At 44.6% G+C, this 16,793-nt stretch carries 19 protein-coding genes; 14 read left to right on the top strand and 5 right to left on the bottom strand.

Going from position 1 to position 16,793, the window contains the following annotated elements; all coding sequences use genetic code 11:
* The first annotated feature begins 67 nt into the window (after window positions 1–67).
* The 3 genes from HQN88_RS24970 to HQN88_RS24960 all read left to right on the top strand — a co-directional run bounded on the left by HQN88_RS24970 (window position 68) and on the right by HQN88_RS24960 (window position 3,262).
* Window positions 68–1,411 (top strand): FAD-binding oxidoreductase, encoded by a 1,344-nt coding sequence (locus HQN88_RS24970; RefSeq protein WP_173117601.1) that lies wholly within the window; start codon window positions 68–70, stop codon window positions 1,409–1,411.
* 187 nt (window positions 1,412–1,598) lie between these two features.
* Entirely contained in the window at window positions 1,599–2,084 is a 486-nt protein-coding gene (locus HQN88_RS24965; protein ID WP_173117599.1) for a CBO0543 family protein, read from the top strand.
* A gap of 23 nt (window positions 2,085–2,107) precedes the next feature.
* On the top strand, window positions 2,108–3,262 hold the full coding sequence (locus tag HQN88_RS24960; RefSeq protein WP_216855816.1) for a PQQ-dependent sugar dehydrogenase: 1,155 nt from the start codon (window positions 2,108–2,110) through the stop codon (window positions 3,260–3,262).
* Here HQN88_RS24960 and HQN88_RS24955 read toward each other — a convergent pair.
* Window positions 3,259–3,879, bottom strand: a complete 621-nt coding sequence (locus tag HQN88_RS24955; protein ID WP_173117597.1) for a DUF5701 family protein — start codon at window positions 3,877–3,879, stop codon at window positions 3,259–3,261. The genes HQN88_RS24960 and HQN88_RS24955 overlap by 4 nt on opposite strands.
* Before the next feature lie 163 nt (window positions 3,880–4,042).
* Here HQN88_RS24955 and HQN88_RS24950 point away from each other — a divergent pair, with 163 nt between their 5' ends.
* The 3 genes from HQN88_RS24950 to HQN88_RS24940 all read left to right on the top strand — a co-directional run bounded on the left by HQN88_RS24950 (window position 4,043) and on the right by HQN88_RS24940 (window position 6,181).
* Window positions 4,043–4,747 carry a MerR family DNA-binding transcriptional regulator gene (locus HQN88_RS24950; protein WP_216855815.1) on the top strand — a complete coding sequence of 235 codons (705 nt, stop codon included), beginning with the start codon at window positions 4,043–4,045 and terminating at the stop codon, window positions 4,745–4,747.
* A 78-nt stretch (window positions 4,748–4,825) separates the two neighbouring features.
* A complete protein-coding gene (locus HQN88_RS24945; RefSeq protein ID WP_173117595.1) occupies window positions 4,826–5,407 on the top strand; it encodes a TetR/AcrR family transcriptional regulator in 582 nt (193 codons plus the stop codon).
* Between the two features lie 63 nt (window positions 5,408–5,470).
* Window positions 5,471–6,181, top strand: a complete 711-nt coding sequence (locus HQN88_RS24940; RefSeq protein WP_173117593.1) for an SDR family oxidoreductase — start codon at window positions 5,471–5,473, stop codon at window positions 6,179–6,181.
* A 382-nt stretch (window positions 6,182–6,563) separates the two neighbouring features.
* Here the strand turns inward: HQN88_RS24940 and HQN88_RS24935 are convergent, their stop codons facing one another.
* Window positions 6,564–7,688 carry a serine hydrolase domain-containing protein gene (locus HQN88_RS24935; protein WP_173117591.1) on the bottom strand — a complete coding sequence of 375 codons (1,125 nt, stop codon included), beginning with the start codon at window positions 7,686–7,688 and terminating at the stop codon, window positions 6,564–6,566.
* Between the two features lie 122 nt (window positions 7,689–7,810).
* Between HQN88_RS24935 and HQN88_RS24930 the strand changes: the two genes are divergently transcribed.
* On the top strand, window positions 7,811–8,353 hold the full coding sequence (locus tag HQN88_RS24930) for a PadR family transcriptional regulator (protein WP_173117589.1): 543 nt from the start codon (window positions 7,811–7,813) through the stop codon (window positions 8,351–8,353).
* A gap of 11 nt (window positions 8,354–8,364) precedes the next feature.
* Here HQN88_RS24930 and HQN88_RS24925 read toward each other — a convergent pair whose 3' ends face one another.
* Window positions 8,365–10,014 carry an alpha-amylase family glycosyl hydrolase gene (locus tag HQN88_RS24925; RefSeq protein ID WP_173117587.1) on the bottom strand — a complete coding sequence of 550 codons (1,650 nt, stop codon included), beginning with the start codon at window positions 10,012–10,014 and terminating at the stop codon, window positions 8,365–8,367.
* A 207-nt stretch (window positions 10,015–10,221) separates the two neighbouring features.
* Between HQN88_RS24925 and HQN88_RS24920 the strand changes: the two genes are divergently transcribed.
* Window positions 10,222–10,380, top strand: coding sequence for a hypothetical protein (locus tag HQN88_RS24920; protein ID WP_056616564.1), 159 nt, complete (start codon window positions 10,222–10,224; stop codon window positions 10,378–10,380).
* An 83-nt stretch (window positions 10,381–10,463) separates the two neighbouring features.
* On the opposite strand, the gene HQN88_RS24915 is transcribed toward HQN88_RS24920, so the two are convergent.
* Complete coding sequence (locus tag HQN88_RS24915) at window positions 10,464–11,045, bottom strand: NAD(P)H-dependent oxidoreductase (protein ID WP_246320437.1); 582 nt, start codon at window positions 11,043–11,045, stop codon at window positions 10,464–10,466.
* Window positions 11,046–11,157: 112 nt separating this feature from the next.
* Here HQN88_RS24915 and HQN88_RS24910 point away from each other — a divergent pair, with 112 nt between their 5' ends.
* From HQN88_RS24910 to HQN88_RS24895, 4 genes are all read left to right on the top strand, one after another.
* Window positions 11,158–12,192 carry an AraC family transcriptional regulator gene (locus HQN88_RS24910; protein WP_246320436.1) on the top strand — a complete coding sequence of 345 codons (1,035 nt, stop codon included), beginning with the start codon at window positions 11,158–11,160 and terminating at the stop codon, window positions 12,190–12,192.
* A gap of 251 nt (window positions 12,193–12,443) precedes the next feature.
* The gene (locus tag HQN88_RS24905) at window positions 12,444–13,040 is read left to right on the top strand and encodes a TetR/AcrR family transcriptional regulator (protein ID WP_173117585.1); all 597 of its coding nucleotides are present in this window, start codon (window positions 12,444–12,446) and stop codon (window positions 13,038–13,040) included.
* Between the two features lie 25 nt (window positions 13,041–13,065).
* Window positions 13,066–13,515, top strand: coding sequence for a DoxX family protein (locus HQN88_RS24900; RefSeq protein ID WP_173117583.1), 450 nt, complete (start codon window positions 13,066–13,068; stop codon window positions 13,513–13,515).
* An 82-nt stretch (window positions 13,516–13,597) separates the two neighbouring features.
* A complete protein-coding gene (locus HQN88_RS24895) occupies window positions 13,598–14,053 on the top strand; it encodes a VOC family protein (protein ID WP_173117581.1) in 456 nt (151 codons plus the stop codon).
* A gap of 660 nt (window positions 14,054–14,713) precedes the next feature.
* Here the strand turns inward: HQN88_RS24895 and HQN88_RS24890 are convergent.
* Complete coding sequence (locus HQN88_RS24890) at window positions 14,714–15,427, bottom strand: TetR/AcrR family transcriptional regulator (RefSeq protein ID WP_173117579.1); 714 nt, start codon at window positions 15,425–15,427, stop codon at window positions 14,714–14,716.
* 107 nt (window positions 15,428–15,534) lie between these two features.
* Here HQN88_RS24890 and HQN88_RS24885 point away from each other — a divergent pair, with 107 nt between their 5' ends.
* Together HQN88_RS24885 and HQN88_RS24880 are read left to right on the top strand one after the other, a co-directional pair.
* The gene (locus tag HQN88_RS24885) at window positions 15,535–16,218 is read left to right on the top strand and encodes a DUF6022 family protein (protein WP_173117577.1); all 684 of its coding nucleotides are present in this window, start codon (window positions 15,535–15,537) and stop codon (window positions 16,216–16,218) included.
* Window positions 16,219–16,300: 82 nt separating this feature from the next.
* Window positions 16,301–16,714: a VOC family protein gene (locus tag HQN88_RS24880; protein WP_173117574.1), complete on the top strand. Its 414-nt coding sequence runs from the start codon at window positions 16,301–16,303 to the stop codon at window positions 16,712–16,714.
* The last annotated feature ends 79 nt before the right edge of the window (window positions 16,715–16,793 follow it).

Here is a 16,793-nt window from a genome sequence, read left to right as displayed (position 1 = left end):
ATACGATAAGTGAAGACCTATGTTGAACTATCGTGTACGCATTCACACAATGGGAGTTGGGATATAAGTGAAATCAAAAACGGAACTTACTGGCCGAGTAGTCTTCAGAGGAGATCCAGGATATGAATCCGCACGTAAGAATTGGGATCCTCATACAAACAGATTCCCCAAAGTATTTGTTTTTGCTCAAAACACGCAAGATGTGGTCAACGCTATTAAATGGGGTCGCCAAAATAATGTTCCCATACGACCGAGAAGTGGCCGTCATGCTCTTGAAGTCAATCTTTCGCAGGTCAATGGAGGGATTGTAATTGATGTAAGTGAAATGAAGAAGATTGTGCTAAATAAACAAAAAGGAACTGTTATTGTTGGGGCGGGTAATCGAGTCGGTAGAATCGCACACACACTTGCCAAACAAGGGTTTATCGCACCATTTGGTGACAGCCCTTCTGTTGGAATTGGGGGAATTTCGCTTGGAGGTGGAATTGGGCCTCTTCAACGGACGATTGGCCTCATTAGTGATAATCTGATTGCACTCGAAATGGTAGACGCGAAAGGCAAAGTTATTCGTGCCAACAAGAATTGTCATTCTGATCTCCTATGGGCTTCCCGCGGAGGTGGCGGTGGAAACTTCGGTGTCTACACCAAATACAAATTTAATGTGCTGCGAGCACCTGCCAAGGCTACTGTATTTCGCATTACATGGCCATGGGATCAGTTCGAAGAAGTGTTCAAAGTCTGGCAAAAATGGGCTCCAAACGTCAATACCAAACTGGGCAGCGAATTATCCATCGGTCCCAAAAAAGGCGGCAACGTCTCCATGTTAGGTCTTTTCCTCGGATCAAAAAAGGAGGCTGTACGTCTATTAAAGCCTATAACGAGCGTTGGTACACCTACGGAACTAATTCGATCATTACCCTACACGCAAGTCGTGAGCTTTATGTTGGCCCCCGATCCTATACAAACACAAAAGGTTAGTAATCAGTTCTCTAGCGGTTTCGTAAGGACTAAGTTCCCTGACAAGGCAATTACATCCATGCGTCAATTTTTGGAGAAAGTTGAAGGAGAGTTTGCAGGATTTTTCTTCCTTAACTGGGGCGGTGCTATTAACCGTAAATCACCGAAATCAACAGCATTCTACTGGCGTAAAGCCAAGTATTACGTGGAATGGAATAGCTCTTGGATTAAGAAATCCGATGCTGCCAAAAATATCGCCATTGTTCGCCAAACTCGCCAGAAGTTACAACCTTATATCGTCGGATCTTATATCAACGTACCCGATCAAGGTATTAAAAATTCCGGACCCGTTTATTATGGAGCGAACTACACGAGGTTACGGAAAATCAAGGCGAAATATGATCCGGGCAATGTCTTTAACAACCCCCAAAGTATCCCTCCTGCCAAATTGTAAGCCACGTTTACATCCACTTAAATGGCTTTATTGTCACATCCGACTGGCGAGGATTCCAAAATTAATTGGGTTCTCGCTTTCATGCGGAATCATCCGTTAAACCGAGCGGTCCTTACTTTTTCCGTGATTAACTTGCCCTAGTTATGACCATAATTAATTGTAGTAAATAATTAGGGGACCTTGAACTATGGATACGATTATTCTTTACTTTGTTTGGATCGTTACGGCAATTCTCTTGATATTATGTATCAGAAGAAAGAATTTATTGAAAGCGCAATTAAGTTTCATGTTCATGCAAGTCCCAACTTGGTTATTCGGTACATTAGTTGTTAAAGGAAGATTAATAGAATACCCTGTTGGTTTTCTTAGCGTTGTCTACAAAGCAAGTTTTACGTTTGAATATTTCGTATTCCCAGCTATAAGTGCCATTTTCAACGTACACTTCCCTCGTGATAAATCATGGATAGTGAAAACTTTGTACACGCTTAGCTTCCCAGCCATAATGACAATAATCGAAGTTTTACTAGAAAAACACACCGATTTAATAAAATACTTAAATTGGACATGGTATATGAGTTTCATCTCGATAACGATCACGTTATTATTATCATATTGGTATTTCTTATGGTTTTTTAAGAAAATCAAGAATATGAACGCCGAAGAAGATTATTAGCTTCTTCATGAAGGAGGTTGATTATGATTAAGCGTTATAGTCTTGCATGTATGAGCCTACTCTTTCTACTCATTCTACCCGCATGCTTGTGGTCCAAAGATTCCGAACCTTCCTCCACGACGTCGAACAGCATTTCACTGACTCCTTTTTTTGAGCCAAACAACTTCGATCATCCCGTAGGGATTGAGCATCGCGTTAACTCACCGCAACTCCTGTATATCGTAGAGCAGCCTGGTAGGATCATCAGCGTGAACATCGATAAGCCGAAGGAAAAGCCCGTTCTTATTCTCGATATTACGGATCGCGTCAATGATAGTGGAAACGAACAAGGTTTGCTAGGACTAGCCTTCCATCCGAAGGATCCCAATTGGGCCTATGTAAACTACACGACGGAGACCCATACGGTCATCGCTCGCTACAACACGATTCCAAACAATCCGGCTCTTCTAGATCCAACTAGTGAGCAAGTGCTCCTAACTTTTAAGCAGCCTTACCCGAATCACAATGGCGGGCAACTCGCTTTCGGCCCTGATGGTTATTTGTACATAGCGACGGGGGACGGTGGCAGCAGCGGAGATCCTCAGAACAATAGCCAAAACCTTCAGTCCCTGCTAGGCAAAATACTTCGTATCAACGTAGACAAGCAAGATGCTGGGCTTCTCTATGCAATCCCTGCTGATAATCCTTTTATTAGCAAAGGGGCTAAGGAAATCTATGCCTACGGACTGCGAAATCCATGGCGATTCAGCTTCGATACCATTACAGGAAAGCTTTGGGCTGCCGATGTTGGCCAGAATAGATTCGAAGAAATTAATCTCATAGAAAAAGGTAAAAACTATGGGTGGCGTATTCAAGAAGGATTTGAATGCTACGAACCAAAAACAGGGTGCAATAAGACGGGCTTAGAGCAACCACTGTTTACCTATGGTCGTGATCAAGGCGTATCGATTACCGGAGGCTATGTGTATAGGGGCACGAAACTCCCTGAACTTTATGGCTGGTATGTCTACGCAGATTATGGTACGGGGAACATTTGGGCATTATCTCTACAAAATGACGGAACGATCAAGAATCGAACTTTACTTGCGTCCGGTTTGAATATTGCTTCCTTCGGTACGGACTCGGCAGGCGAACTTTACCTATCCACGCAAGATGGCAAGATCATGAAAATCGTTTAGCTTCTAGCTCCACAAGAGGCGGAGCCTAGCCATGTATGTGGATTCCCCGCCCAGCACCAGCCGAGTTTTGGCTTTTTATCACTAATCCATAGCGCAGTGACTCTTCGGTCACCACAGCGAGAACCCAGCAGTGAGAAGCCATTATTTTTTCGCAACCTATCAGGAAAGTGGGTAATCACGCTAATTCCCTCTTCCAAGGTAAGCGGAGAACGGTTTTCTTCCGCTATAAAAGTTAATGCTGCGGTTGGTGTCACGTTTAATGTTTCAGTGCCAGTATCAATATCCCACAACAGATAAGCCCTCCCCTCAGGGAGCTTAATCCCCTCAATAGGTTGAAAGCGATTGATTTCCTCGACATCCATGATACTGAAACCCTTCTTCCCTTCTCGTTCCACTACTTGCATCGCCTGGCCTGCATTTAACCAATCACTTTTAATCACAATGACAAAAGGTATCTTACTTTCCTGTAATTCTATTTGGACTGGATTCATTTCTGAGATTTTATGCTGGAGCTGTTCTAATTCCTGCGTAAATTCAGCCACGCTTAATCCTACTAACTGTGGATATCCTTTATGAATTAGATTCCCAAGTTGACGTTCGAACTCCTCATTCAACATATCTTTGTGCGTACCTCCTTAACGAAATGGTCTATCATTATCTTACAACATTAAAGCTAATACTAAGGTTTGAAATAATATCGCAGCTTCTAAAAGACATGGTTGTCATAACCTTATACTTCTGCTTTAATCTTAGAAGAAGGCTAAGATGAGGTGAACCACAATGATTAGACCGATCGATATTGCAAAGAAACTTAACATAAGCACGAGCACTTTAAGAAATTATGAGACCAAGGGTCGAGTCCCTACTTCAGTGCGAACATCAAAGGGTTACCGCCAATACACAGATGAACATGTTGCTTATTTTACATGTATTCAATCCATGGAACCTGGGTTTGGGATGGAGGCAACCTCCGAAATTCTAGGTTTCATTCAACGCAAAGAGATGAACTCCGCACTCCGAATTGTAAATGAAGTCCAAGCTAACTTGCATCGTGATACTTTACTGGCTGAGTCAAATATTCAACTCTTAGAAACTGAGTCCCCTAGCGTACACGATGCCCAGGATATGGTCTGGATGTCAATTGGTGAAGTTGCCCAGGAGACCTCCCTCCCTCGCTCTACCATTCGGCATTGGGAGAAAGTCGGCCTCATACTCTCCTCACGCGATCCCCAGAATGGCTATCGCAGATATAATCGATCGCAATTACATAAAATTAGGCTGCTCCGTACCTTGCGACCAGCAGTCTATTCGCTCGATCTTATTGGATTGAAACAAGCAATCGCAGAAATGGACCCCTACGATATTGAGCACGCCAAGCGTATCGCGCATCAATCTCTACAATTCCTATACAAAATCAAGCGGGAACAATTCCGTGGCGTGTATGACCTGTATAAATTATGCCAAATTTTGAATATAATCGGTTAAATCATCAACATTGACGATTGGTTAAATTTGCTATATGATTGTTTTGTACCGATAAGTACAGAAAGAGTGATCACGACTATGGTTCGACCGCGGGAGTTTGATGAACAGCATGCATTGGCTGCAGCCATGCACGTATTTTGGGAAAAAGGCTATGAAGCGACTTCAATGAGTGATCTGACCGCTCGAATGGGCATACAGCGTCCTAGTCTTTATGCGACATTTGGGGGAAAGAAAGAATTGTTTGAAACCGTGCTTAACAAGTACGTAGACATGAGCCTCTCTTTTATTCACAACAGGATGCAGAACGCCGTTTCCGTGAAAGAGGCACTGCGCATGTATTTCGAAGGAATCATCGAAGGGGTTGGCGAGAGTACGCCTGATTTGGGCTGCTTATGCATAAACACGATGGTTGAACTTGCACCTCACGACGAGCGCTTATCTCATATTACGAAGAACTATCAGTTGAAACTTACTGACATCATCCAACAAACACTTGAAACGGGTATCCACACTGGTGAACTCTCACCTTCATTGAATGCAGCTGCCGTATCGCGCTTACTTACGATCTCAGCCACTGGGCTTTCTGTCACGATGAAATCACAGCCAGAACGCGCATACGTCGATAGTGTGGTAACGGAGTTACTTACTTTGCTCGATTGAGCATTTTTTTACCAATTTTGTACTAATCAGTATAAAACTAAAATTATAGGAGGTAGACAAAGAATGACGAAAAAAATTGCATTGATAACAGGAGCTAATAAAGGAATAGGCTTAGAAATTGGCCGGCAGCTAGGACAGCAAGGTATTATTGTACTACTCGGAGCCCGTGATGTGCGTAAGGCAGAGAACGCTGCCGAGCAGCTGCGAGCTGAGGAAATCGAAGCTTATCCGATTGAATTAGATGTAACTAATCCTGAGCACATTGGGCAGGTTGTCACGAAGATTGGTCAGACCTATGGAAAATTAGACATTCTCGTTAATAATGCAGGCATTTATTTGGATCATGAAGGCAATAACACGGATGTTATGCGACGTACATTTGATGTCAATATCTTTGGCGCTCATGCCTTAACAGAAGCACTTCTCCCTCTATTAAAAGCAAGTCCAGAAGGTCGAATTGTTAATCAATCCAGCATTCTCGGCTCCATTTCCACCATTCTAACGAATGACATGTATGCCGGAGCTGCTGTTCCAGCTTACACCGTATCGAAAGCAGCGCTGAATGCGTGGACAGCACAGCTATCCATTGCGCTAAAAGGTTCCAACTTAAAGGTGAATGCCTGCCACCCTGGCTGGGTAAAAACCGACATGGGCGGACCTGCTGCCCTCATGGAAATCCATGAAGGCGCTGAGACTGCTGTATATTTGGCTACACTCTCCGCGGATGGTCCGTCTGGTGGATTTTTCCACAAAACGGAACCTCTGCCTTGGTAGAACCGTTGGCCTTCCATTTCGTAGGTTGATCCTTCCTAGTCATCTAATCGATCTCGATGGATAATCCTCATTTTTCAGCATCTCCAATTGTCCTAACGGACACCAGTAGCGTTAATTCTTCATTTACGTCTCTGCGCAGAAGCTAACGGACACAATCGACGTTAAACGTTCTTGAACAGCCGATAAAGGCATGAAATCAGTTCAATAGCGTCTGCTGTGTCCGTTAGCCAAATGGAATGCCTGATTTCAGGCAAATACGGTCTCCCATGTCCGTTAGCGGTGAGGTGCGGTGCGCTGGACTAGCTCTTGAATAGATCTGGATTATTCCCGGCTCAGCTCTGGAATAGCTCTGGATTATTCCCGACTTAGCTCTGGAAAATCTCTACCCCCATACTTGCATCCTTTTCAACGTCATCACCACTTCAATTAGTGCTTTGTAGCTTCTAACAATCGCCGTACTGGAACCGAAGTTCATTACGATATGCGTTTCGGTTTCTGGATGGCTGAACATATGCGTACCTAGTATTCCACTATGTCCCTGAAGCCTTGGTAAACCTCGAAGCAAGAAGAAAAACCCCTCAAATTGAAGCTCCATCATCCCCAACCCATAATGAATCCCATTTCGGAATTGATGTGTGAAGGTTGTCATGGCCTGTAACGACGATGCCTCAAGGCCTGTTCCATTCCAAAGTGCTTTTTGAAAAAGCAGTAGATCTTGCGGTGTCGTTACGATTCCTCCGCCAGCCCAATCGCAGCTTAAGCAGGGCATACGGCTGATTTCAACCTTATTCAACCAAATATCCTGAATCGGTTCTGCTGGCGTATGTTTCGGTTGCGAATAGAACATTAAGTAGGAATCATTCATTCGTAGCGGACTGAAGATCTCATCGTGCAGATTGTCGCTAAACGATTTTCCCGTGACACGCTCGATAATTCTTCCTAACAGAATATAACCAGTATCCGAGTAATGAAAGCGCGATGCTGGCGTTCCAAAGCTTCCTTGATTTTCCCTCGTAAATGCAATTAACGTTTCTGGTGTCCACCATCCCTGAGGATTGGCAAGTATACGTTGGATAAACATTGGCTTGTGGATGACAGGGTCCTCGAAATAATCTGCCAAGCCCGATGTGTGCCCAAGCAACTGCTTGATCGTCACTTGATGAGCGTAGTCAACATCGCGATACACGAAGAGATTTTCCAACTCAGACGGTGGTAACAAAGTCTCAACTGGAGAATCTAACGAAAGTTTACCGCTCTCCGCCAGTTTCATGAGTAACACAGCAGTAAACACTTTGCCAATACTTGCCGTATGAAAAGGTTGATTAGGTCTGATTGCCGCGCCATTGCTTGCTGATATTCTGCCCGCGGCATAACGATACGTAAATCCATGGCTCTCAATCCATACCTGTAGTCCAGTCTGATGGCGGCTGCTCTTAAGTAATTTCGCGAAGTAGGAATCAAAATGCTTTGTGGCTACCTCATGGCTCCATGATTTTCGAACAAACATCGCGATACGGATCCTCCCCAGAAAGAATTGTGTTTGCAAACGACCAATGTTACTATTAGTAATATAACTAATCGTAGTGTAAGGACAAGTCGTATGTCAACACGAATAAGGAGACTCCCCCTATGGAATTCGTCATTCTTGGTTTATTAATTTTGAAGAATCAGACCGTGTATGAGCTCAACAAAGCATTTCAACAAGGCATTGCCTTGTTCTATAGTGCCAGTTATGGCAGCTTGCAGACGGCTTTAAAGAAATTACTTCAACAAGGTGATATTGGCTATGAGGAAGAGGTAGATCGAGGGCGAAACAAGAAAGTATACGTCATCTCAGAGAAAGGTCGAGGCGCATTCTATACCTGGATGGGTTCAGAGATAGCAACAAGCAGATTAGAATCCACAGCCCTAGCTAAAGTGTTTTTTCTGGGATTAATCGACTCCACTTCAGATAAACGTGCCATTCTACAGCACATTATCTCGCAGATTGAAAAGGTTGAACATGATCTCCAACACATGGACAAAGGGCTCCAGAACGTTCAAGTTCCGGCACCCTATGCAGAAATTCTTGCTTATCAAATCAAAACACTTGATTATGGTATCCGCTCTCATACTTTTGCCAAGGAATGGTTCGAAGCCCTGCTTGCCGAGCTACCCTCACAAACACCCTAACCTGTAATCAACTACACGCTCACTTTTCTAAAAATGACACTCTCATATCCGTCCAGCCACAGCTCAGACGAGTCTTCCGCAAACTGGCGATTGACAGTCGCTGTTTGATAGATCATATTGTTCCAATCATGGATATCACCCTCGTCTAGCTGGCTATCGTCAAATCGAACAATGACGGCTTCTGGAGAAAGATTAACAACGACCAGATACGTATCACGCTCATACTGTCTTGCATAAGACACAACCATGTCGCCCGAATTACGGATAAACGTCAATTTCCCCTTCCAAAATGCAGGATTGCTTGTACGTAGCTGAATGAGAAAAGCATAGTGTTCAAACATTTGCCTATTAAATTGTTGCCAATTCAGTTCATATTCATCGAATAATGAAGCCCATGTTGCCAAGGTTGGTTCATTAAACTCCTGTCCCATCATCAAGCAAGGAACACCTTCTAACGTAAGCAAAATCGTTGCTGCGGGTCCAGCAAGTTTTTCGCCCAAATAGGCGGCTATTCGAGACTGTTCTTTCTCCTCAAGCCAACTCATTCTAAGCGCATGTTGAGGGAAGCTGTATTTGAAAGAGTTGTAAATGGCCATGAACTCCTCTTGAGAGATCTTTCTATCGATCCAATCGCGAATTAACATACGCAGCTTGCCATCGTAGGTCAAATCACAGGATTCCAGATGATGAAACTCATCGTAGGACTGTGAAATTAAGATCAGATCATCTTTTACCACTTGCAGCTCTTGCTTAATTTCTGTTAAAAAATCATACGGGGTAATGTCCGAATCATCCAGTCGAATACCGTCAAAATCAAACCCAGTAATCCAATGCTTCATGGCCTCAATGACGTAGCTTCGCATATCACGATTATCGAACTGTAGTCCCGCGAAATAGGACCGGTTGGGCACGTCGTAAAACAGCTCATTTTGTTCAGTCCGTGTGAAAAACTCCGGATGACTTCTTGTCATGATATGATCCACACTCGTCCTGTTCAGAACCCAATCCAGAATGACCCTTATCCCGTTCTCATGAGCTACACGAATGAAATCCGATAGTTCTTCTTTCGTGCCAAAGCTTGGGTCCATACGATAAAAATCCTTCACAGCATACGGATCCCCATACTTACCAATCCTGCCTTCAAGACCTACTTCGTTGAATGGCATTAGCCACAGCGTGTTTACCCCGAGTTTTTTGAAATAGGCTATTTGATTCGTCAACCCATTAAATCCGTTTTTAGTAAAAGCTCGAACATGAAGTTCATAAATCACAGCTTTCTTAATCCAATCTGGACTTGCGAGCGCCGTATAATTGGCATACATATAACCCGGATGTTCCTCTGAGATATCACTTGTTCTAATCAGAACTTCGCCCTGCTCAGTCACTGTGATGGCTGAATTATTTTGCCCATCTTCCGATATACTCGGATTCATGGGATCTAGTATCCAATTGTCCCCATTCACGACGAATTTATAGAGATGCCGCCCCTTCGGGATCGGAATTTGGAGCTCCCAGACGTTCTCCCCCTCCATTTTACGCATGAAGTTCCTATCGCCATTCCAATTGTTAAACGTCCCTGCAACCGCGACACTTTCGACCTGGCTGTCCGTTGCAAACGTGAACCGTACACCTTGTGATCCTTTTGTTGGAAAATGAGACATGGATATGAATCTCCTTTTTATGTGAAGGCTTTTATCGCTTACTCCTCTTCACATCGTAACGGTTATGGAATAACCTGCCAATGTCCGTTTCTACTCACTTATGATGCGATTATGTTCCATTCGTTTGTCTATCCTGCATATGTTTACGACTTTGATGCAAACTAAGATGTCTTGCCTAACCCAAACAAACTTGGAGGAGTGATGTTCATGCGCGAGGGATTGATTCCTGCTGTTCTTGGAACTGTCGTTTCTGCATCTGGTGCGACTATGCTAAAAAGCAAATATAAGCTTCTTGGTGTTGGTGTGCTTGGCTTTGGAGTTGCTCATGTGATTCTAGGAGCAATTGATCTGGTGGAACATCGTTAGGTTGGTAAGATCAAGAGGGAGGTCCTTTCGGACCTCCCTCTTTGCATAATAACTTTCGACCTCGTTTGCATAGGCATAGTTAACTACGCTAACTTCGCTCCAAGCCGCTTTACTTTCTCCAACCATTGAGCTCTCTTCTCTAGCGATGATGGCCTAACTGGTCCAATCTCGGTTAGACGTACGGGCGTAATCCCGCAGAATTGCAATATATTATGCTTCATTACACGATATCCCGCATGCTTATTGACCCATCGACTGTACCAAGCAGGTGTATCTGTTGTCACAATGAGATGTGCCGATTTACCTACCAGCAACTTATCCCAGAGTGCGGACTTTTCCCGATATTTGAATGCGAAACCAGGTAGGAAGACACGATCAATAAACCCCTTCATCATCGCCGGCATCGCCCCCCACCAGGTTGGATAAACGAAAACTAGATGATCAGCCCAGCGGATGAGTTCCTGTGCATGCAGTAAATCCTCCTCGAGCTCTGTGCGTTTCCGATAACCAAATTGCAGATTCGGATCAAACGTTAAGGTATGAATATCAATTCTCTGAATGTCAACCTTATTGAGTGAGACCCCTTCGATATAGGCATTCGTTAGGGCCGCACAATAGCTTTGCGGATCCGGATGTCCGTTAATGATAAGAATATTCGATTTCAAGATGATTTCCTCCTTATTTGCGACTATAATCAGCATAGAATGAATGCGGTTTGCTTCCAATGATGAAACGCGCAAACCAATTGCGGATTTACGCAAAGGAGGGATTTTCAACTTGAAAAGCCAAGGTGTTGCCATTTCTATGGTGTACCCCATTATGAAAACGGTGGTGCAAAAAGGCTTTGATTCAGAGCAATTCTGTCAGTATGCCTCCTTCGACGCCAGTCTTCTCCAGGATGTAGAGGCACGCATCTCAGGCGAGGAATTGGAGCGATTAACGATAGCCGCGGCTCATTTTACGCAGGATATGCATTTCGGTTTACATCAAGGACAGATCATGGAGTTCGCCGATATGGGCATTCTTGGCTACGTCATGATGCATTCCCAAACCGTCGTCGATGCTTTATCCGCTTACCAGCGATATAATGTGCTGTTATGCAGTGGATTTAATTTGGACTGGGAAGTGGAGGGCGATGATGTAAGAATATCCATGTTTCTACAACATCCCGGGCAAGGACACATGTCCCGTCATTGTATAGAAGATATGGCCAGCTCATTATTCCGTTTAATTAGCCGACTCAGTAACCGGGTAATCCCGCTGCTAGAGGTAGCCTTTCGTCACGAAACTACGGCTGATTTAACGCCTTATCAACCCGTATTTGGGCGAATCCCTCACTTCGCCGCGAATAGTAATTACTTGCGTTTCAACAAGGATGTTTTACAATACCCCGTCCTCTATTCCGACGCTAAGTTACTGAGCATTTTTGAGAATATCGCACAAGAAACTAGACAAGAGCTCACACAAGCTAGCCGATTGACTGAGCAAGTTGTCCACTGGATACGCACATGCATGCCTTCCTATTTCCCATCCTTACAACAAACTGCAGATTTCCTCCAAATGAGCTCACGTACACTTCAACATAAATTGAAAGAAGAGAATACGACGTATAACGATCTCTCCATTCAAGTTCGCAAAGATTTAGCCATGGGCTACCTTCGTAAATGGGAGTTTTCTGTCGGGGACATCGCTTATGTGCTGCATTTCTCAGAACCTAGTGCCTTTCAAAATGCCTTTAAAAAATGGACTGGCTTAACACCTGGACAATATCGAGCCACGATCCAAAGCGGGCAAATGCGCGTAAATGGATGAGCGATTCTGTTGATGAGGAGTCAAAAGTGAATTCAAATGTTGGGTAAGTACGCTTGATTATCAATACATGCTGAGCAACGGCGCTGCTGGAGTCTGACTCTTGTAGCGTTTTTCGTTTTACCTATTTACAAACCGATGGTCTGTTTATATAATGGGAGTACATGGATTTATTTCCCAGAGACCGTGATGAAGACAGAGTTAGAAATGGAGACAGTGATGGAGACAGAGATAGAGATGGAGGAATGGGTTTTATGAAAAATGAGGAACGCAGAGAAATCACCACACGTAAACTCCTTGAAGCGACGAAAGCGCTGTTGAAGGAAAAAGGCTGCCACGCCATCACGATGAAGGATATTATGGAGCAATCCTTGCTCTCCAAAGGAGCTATCTTCCACTATGTGAAAAGTAAAGACGAAATTTATGCTTTGGTGCTGCACGAACGACTTGAAGAAACGAATGCGAAATTCATGCAGGAAACGGAACACGCTGCTAAAACCTTTGATGGACCTATGCAAAGCATCTCTCACAATCTTATGGCGCTAGAAGATCCTCACGATATCACGAATAAAATACTCAAATACTTACTTGGTAAGGAAGAAGATCCGACCGTTGCGAGTGTACTGCAGCATTTCTATGAACGATCCATATCTTTTGCTAAGAACTGGATCACTCTCGGTCAGCTCCATGGCGTCATTATGGAAAATGTTGACCCGGACCAAACAGCTGAAATGTTCGTCCTGCTTTCCTTGGGATTACGTGTCCGTTCATCTTTTGCCTCGACTACCGCACAGATCTCCACTGAGGTGTCTACATTTATGTCCACAATTTTAAAAAAACAATCCAAATAAGTTAGATTCTTAAGGAGGTAATCGCATGGCACCATTCGTTGCGCTGTTATCATCGTTTCTACTTTTCCGGGCAATGGGTTTTCTTGGATGGTCATTTTTCGATCAATGGCACACCTCACTGCAAGGCGCAGTCGCTGTCATGTTTCTGCTTACAGCTTCCGCGCATTGGGGCAAAAGACGTCCAGATCTGATTCGAATGGTCCCTCCTGCGTTCCCAAAACCCGCCTCAATCGTAACGATTACGGGCTACTTAGAAATTGCCGGTGCCATCGGGATACTGATTCCCGCTGTGTCACAGGCCGCATCTGTCGGCCTATTACTTTTGCTGCTCGCAATGTTTCCCGCTAATGTCTTCGCTGCTCGCAAAAAATTAACAATTGGCGGTAAGCCTGTCCCTCGATTGGCGGTTAGAGTAGTGCTGCAACTCGTTTTTATCGGGGCTGTTGTGTTGGCATCGCCTTGGTTTGGCGTTTAGATGTCATGTGATATCAGCTGCGACGATGCACATGTAGCCATTCACATTTGTGATACAATACCTAATAAAAGGAGTTGCTGACATGCAAAAAATCTCGCCATTCTTATGGTTCGACGGCAATGCCGAAGAGGCAATGAACTTCTACACGTCCATATTCAGCGATTCCCAAATTGAAAGTATCAATCGCTCTGGACCTGAAGGAAGAGTAATTTCAGGAACATTTTTGCTTGGTGGGGTGCGGTATATGGCTCTAAATGGCGGCCCACATTTCAAATTCACCCCTGCCCTTTCGCTCTACGTAAACTGCGAGTCGCAGCAAGAAGTAGACACTTTGTGGGAGAAGCTGTCTGAAGGCGGACAGCCTCAGCGCTGCGGTTGGGTACAGGATAAATTCGCCCTTTCCTGGCAAATTATCCCGACCATTCTGGGGGAACTGCTCAACGCCAAAGATCCCGTGAAAGCAGCTCGCGTGATGAACGCAATGCTGGGCATGCAGAAGATTGATATCGCCGCGCTGAAGCAAGCTTACGAGGGATAAAACGAAAAGGAGCTTCAAGCGCGTTTGCGCTTGGCTCCTTTTTGTTAAAAGCTGCCTCGAGGGCGATGTGGGACCAGGTTTGCTCGCTCACCCATACTGTAACGATGAAAAACATCGTTACAGCAGCATATTGGCCACTTTCACTCGCTCACCTACACTGTAACGATGAAAAACATCGTTACAGCAGCATATTGAGCCACTTTCACTCGCTCACCCACGCTGTAACGATGAAAATCATCGTTACAGCAGCACATTGAGCCACTTTCACTCGCTCACCCACGCTGTAACGATGAAAAACATCGTTACAGCAGCGTATTGGCCACTTTTACTCGCTCACCCACGCTGTAACGATGAAAAACAACGTTACAGCAGCGACACTCCCCCGTGTAAATGCTCAAAGATGCAAATGATCAACTTTCTCGGAAGAAAAAGGCTACACATGGATAAATGCGTGCGAAACAGCAACCTTTTGCGCCGGAACGTCACCAAAATGAGGAACGCAGCAGAAATAGTTGCAGATTTGCAAGCATTTCAGATGGGGAGGCCCTTCCCAAACAAAAGGTTGCACTTTTGCATTTTCGCATTCAATAAACATCAAAAAAAGGTTCCCTCGCCACCAACCATGGCTTCTGGGGGAACCTCTTTTTCGCGTTTTGCGGCTTACTTCCGCTGTGCTTCAAACCCGTCAACTAACACCTTAAGCCCGAACAAGAACTCTTCATTCCAATTGACGGCTGTCGTGTAAGGTAACAGCCGAACAAAATGCGGATAGTGTTCCGCAGACAGCGACTGCATACGCGCTGCAGGGGTTTCGCCTATTTTATCGGAAGGCTCAACTGGCTCCGCCGCTCTTGCCATTAAGCGATTTTCTTCATCGACGAAACTGTAGATGTAGTTCTTAATCATGCTGGCGAACCACGGAATGTGCGGATCACGGAAGCCCGATTGGGCAAATAATCGGTATAGAAACTCGATATGCGCCAGCCGCTTGGGGCTCCCTGCCATCGTTGCGCTCATGATGGATACCGCATCTCGATACCGATGCAGCACGAGTCGGAATTGGAGCGCCCACTCGCGAAGCTGCTCCTGCCAATCGAGGCTTTCATCTGGAAAGCTCACGTCGGAACTAATTTGCTCGGCGAGCAGATGCATTAATTGCTCTTTGTCTTTGACGTGATAATACAAGGAAGCTGCTTTTACGCCGAGGAAATCTGCAATCTTACGCATGCTGATCGATCCTAACCCTTCATCGCGCAACAGGGATAGGACAGCCTGAATAATACGTTCACGATCTAGTGGGGTATGTACATCGGATGCCCCTTGTCCATCACCGGCCCCCTCCGATTGTAGGGGATGGATTCGTCTACGTGCCATATTCGACCTCCAATTTCTCTTGACAATTATACCACATTACTTTAATCTAACATCATTAAATTATTATTCTAACACTGTTAAATAAACACAAAAAGGAGTTGTTCTTCATGACCAATAACCCAATCAACCCATTCGACCCATTATTTCGAAAAGCAGAAAAACGGTTATCCGATACATGGAAATCAGTATTTGATAATAAACAAACTGAACTCATTGCAATGTTCAACGAGTATGGCGATCGTGCGTACGGTGTCTGGATTAAAGACTTCATGGCACACGTTGTTGAACCTTTCCAACAAGAAGGGTACCAGGTTAAAGCTGGTTTTAATCGTCATAATTCGATCGAGAATTGGGGGCCTCCCGAAGAGCGTGAGCGCTGCGCTTGGTACCTCATCCATGATCATGAAGGCACGCCTGTTGGCACCTTAGTTCTTCAAATCTATCATTCGCACCGTTCCTTCTTCGTGCCGCGGGCACCACAGCTTCTTTTTTTACACGTCACGGAAAGAGAAGAGATCTTATCTGCTTTATCCCAAGCCACTGCACGTGTCCGATGGGATCGGAAAGAAGTTCGCAATCCTTCACAAAGCGCGCACCAGATAACACAATGGGAATACGCGACGGACGTCTCGTTAGCCGATTGTCTAGGAAAATCAGAATCCGAACATAGCAGCTGGTCACTGGATGAAGCGTTATCCCACTGGGGTCGTTACGGTTGGGAACTTGTCACTGTCGCGCCAGTGGACGGAAAAATGATTGCCTATTTCAAACGTCCTCTTCGTTCTATCTGATTTCCTGCGAATTTGACGCGCTAATTTGCAATCATTTATGATAGGAGGGTACTACCAAATAACTCATTGAGGTGATCCTATCGTGGCTGTTCAATCCGATAAAATTTTCGTGAATTTACCTGTTAAAGATTTGGACAAGTCTGTCGCTTTCTTTACTTCTATTGGGTTCACGTTCAACCCCCAATTTACGGATGAAAATGCAACCTGTATGGTGATCAGTGAACACATCTATGTCATGCTATTGGTCGAGAAATATTTCCAAACCTTTACGAAAAAACCAATATCCGATGCTACGAAAACGACAGAAGTACTCGTTGCCTTAAGTTTCTCTAGTCGTGAGGAAGTCAACGAACTGATCGAAAAAGCTGTAGCCGCTGGAGGTACGCTTTATAGTGACCCTAACGATCTCGGATTCATGTATCAGCACAGCTTCCAAGATCTTGACGGCCATCAATGGGAATTATTCTGGATGGATCCGAACGCTGCGAATCAATAAGTATAGGGGAGGTGGTGAGAGAATCTCACGCCTCTTTTTTTACCTATGTACCTTTTGCCTCCTGCCTTCTCCTATCTCC

It is taken from the genome of Paenibacillus qinlingensis (assembly GCF_013204845.1).
Classification (GTDB): domain Bacteria; phylum Bacillota; class Bacilli; order Paenibacillales; family NBRC-103111; genus Paenibacillus_E; species Paenibacillus_E qinlingensis.
The sequence above is the reverse complement of the archived record's forward strand: the minus strand, read 5'-3'. Positions and strand labels throughout refer to the sequence as shown.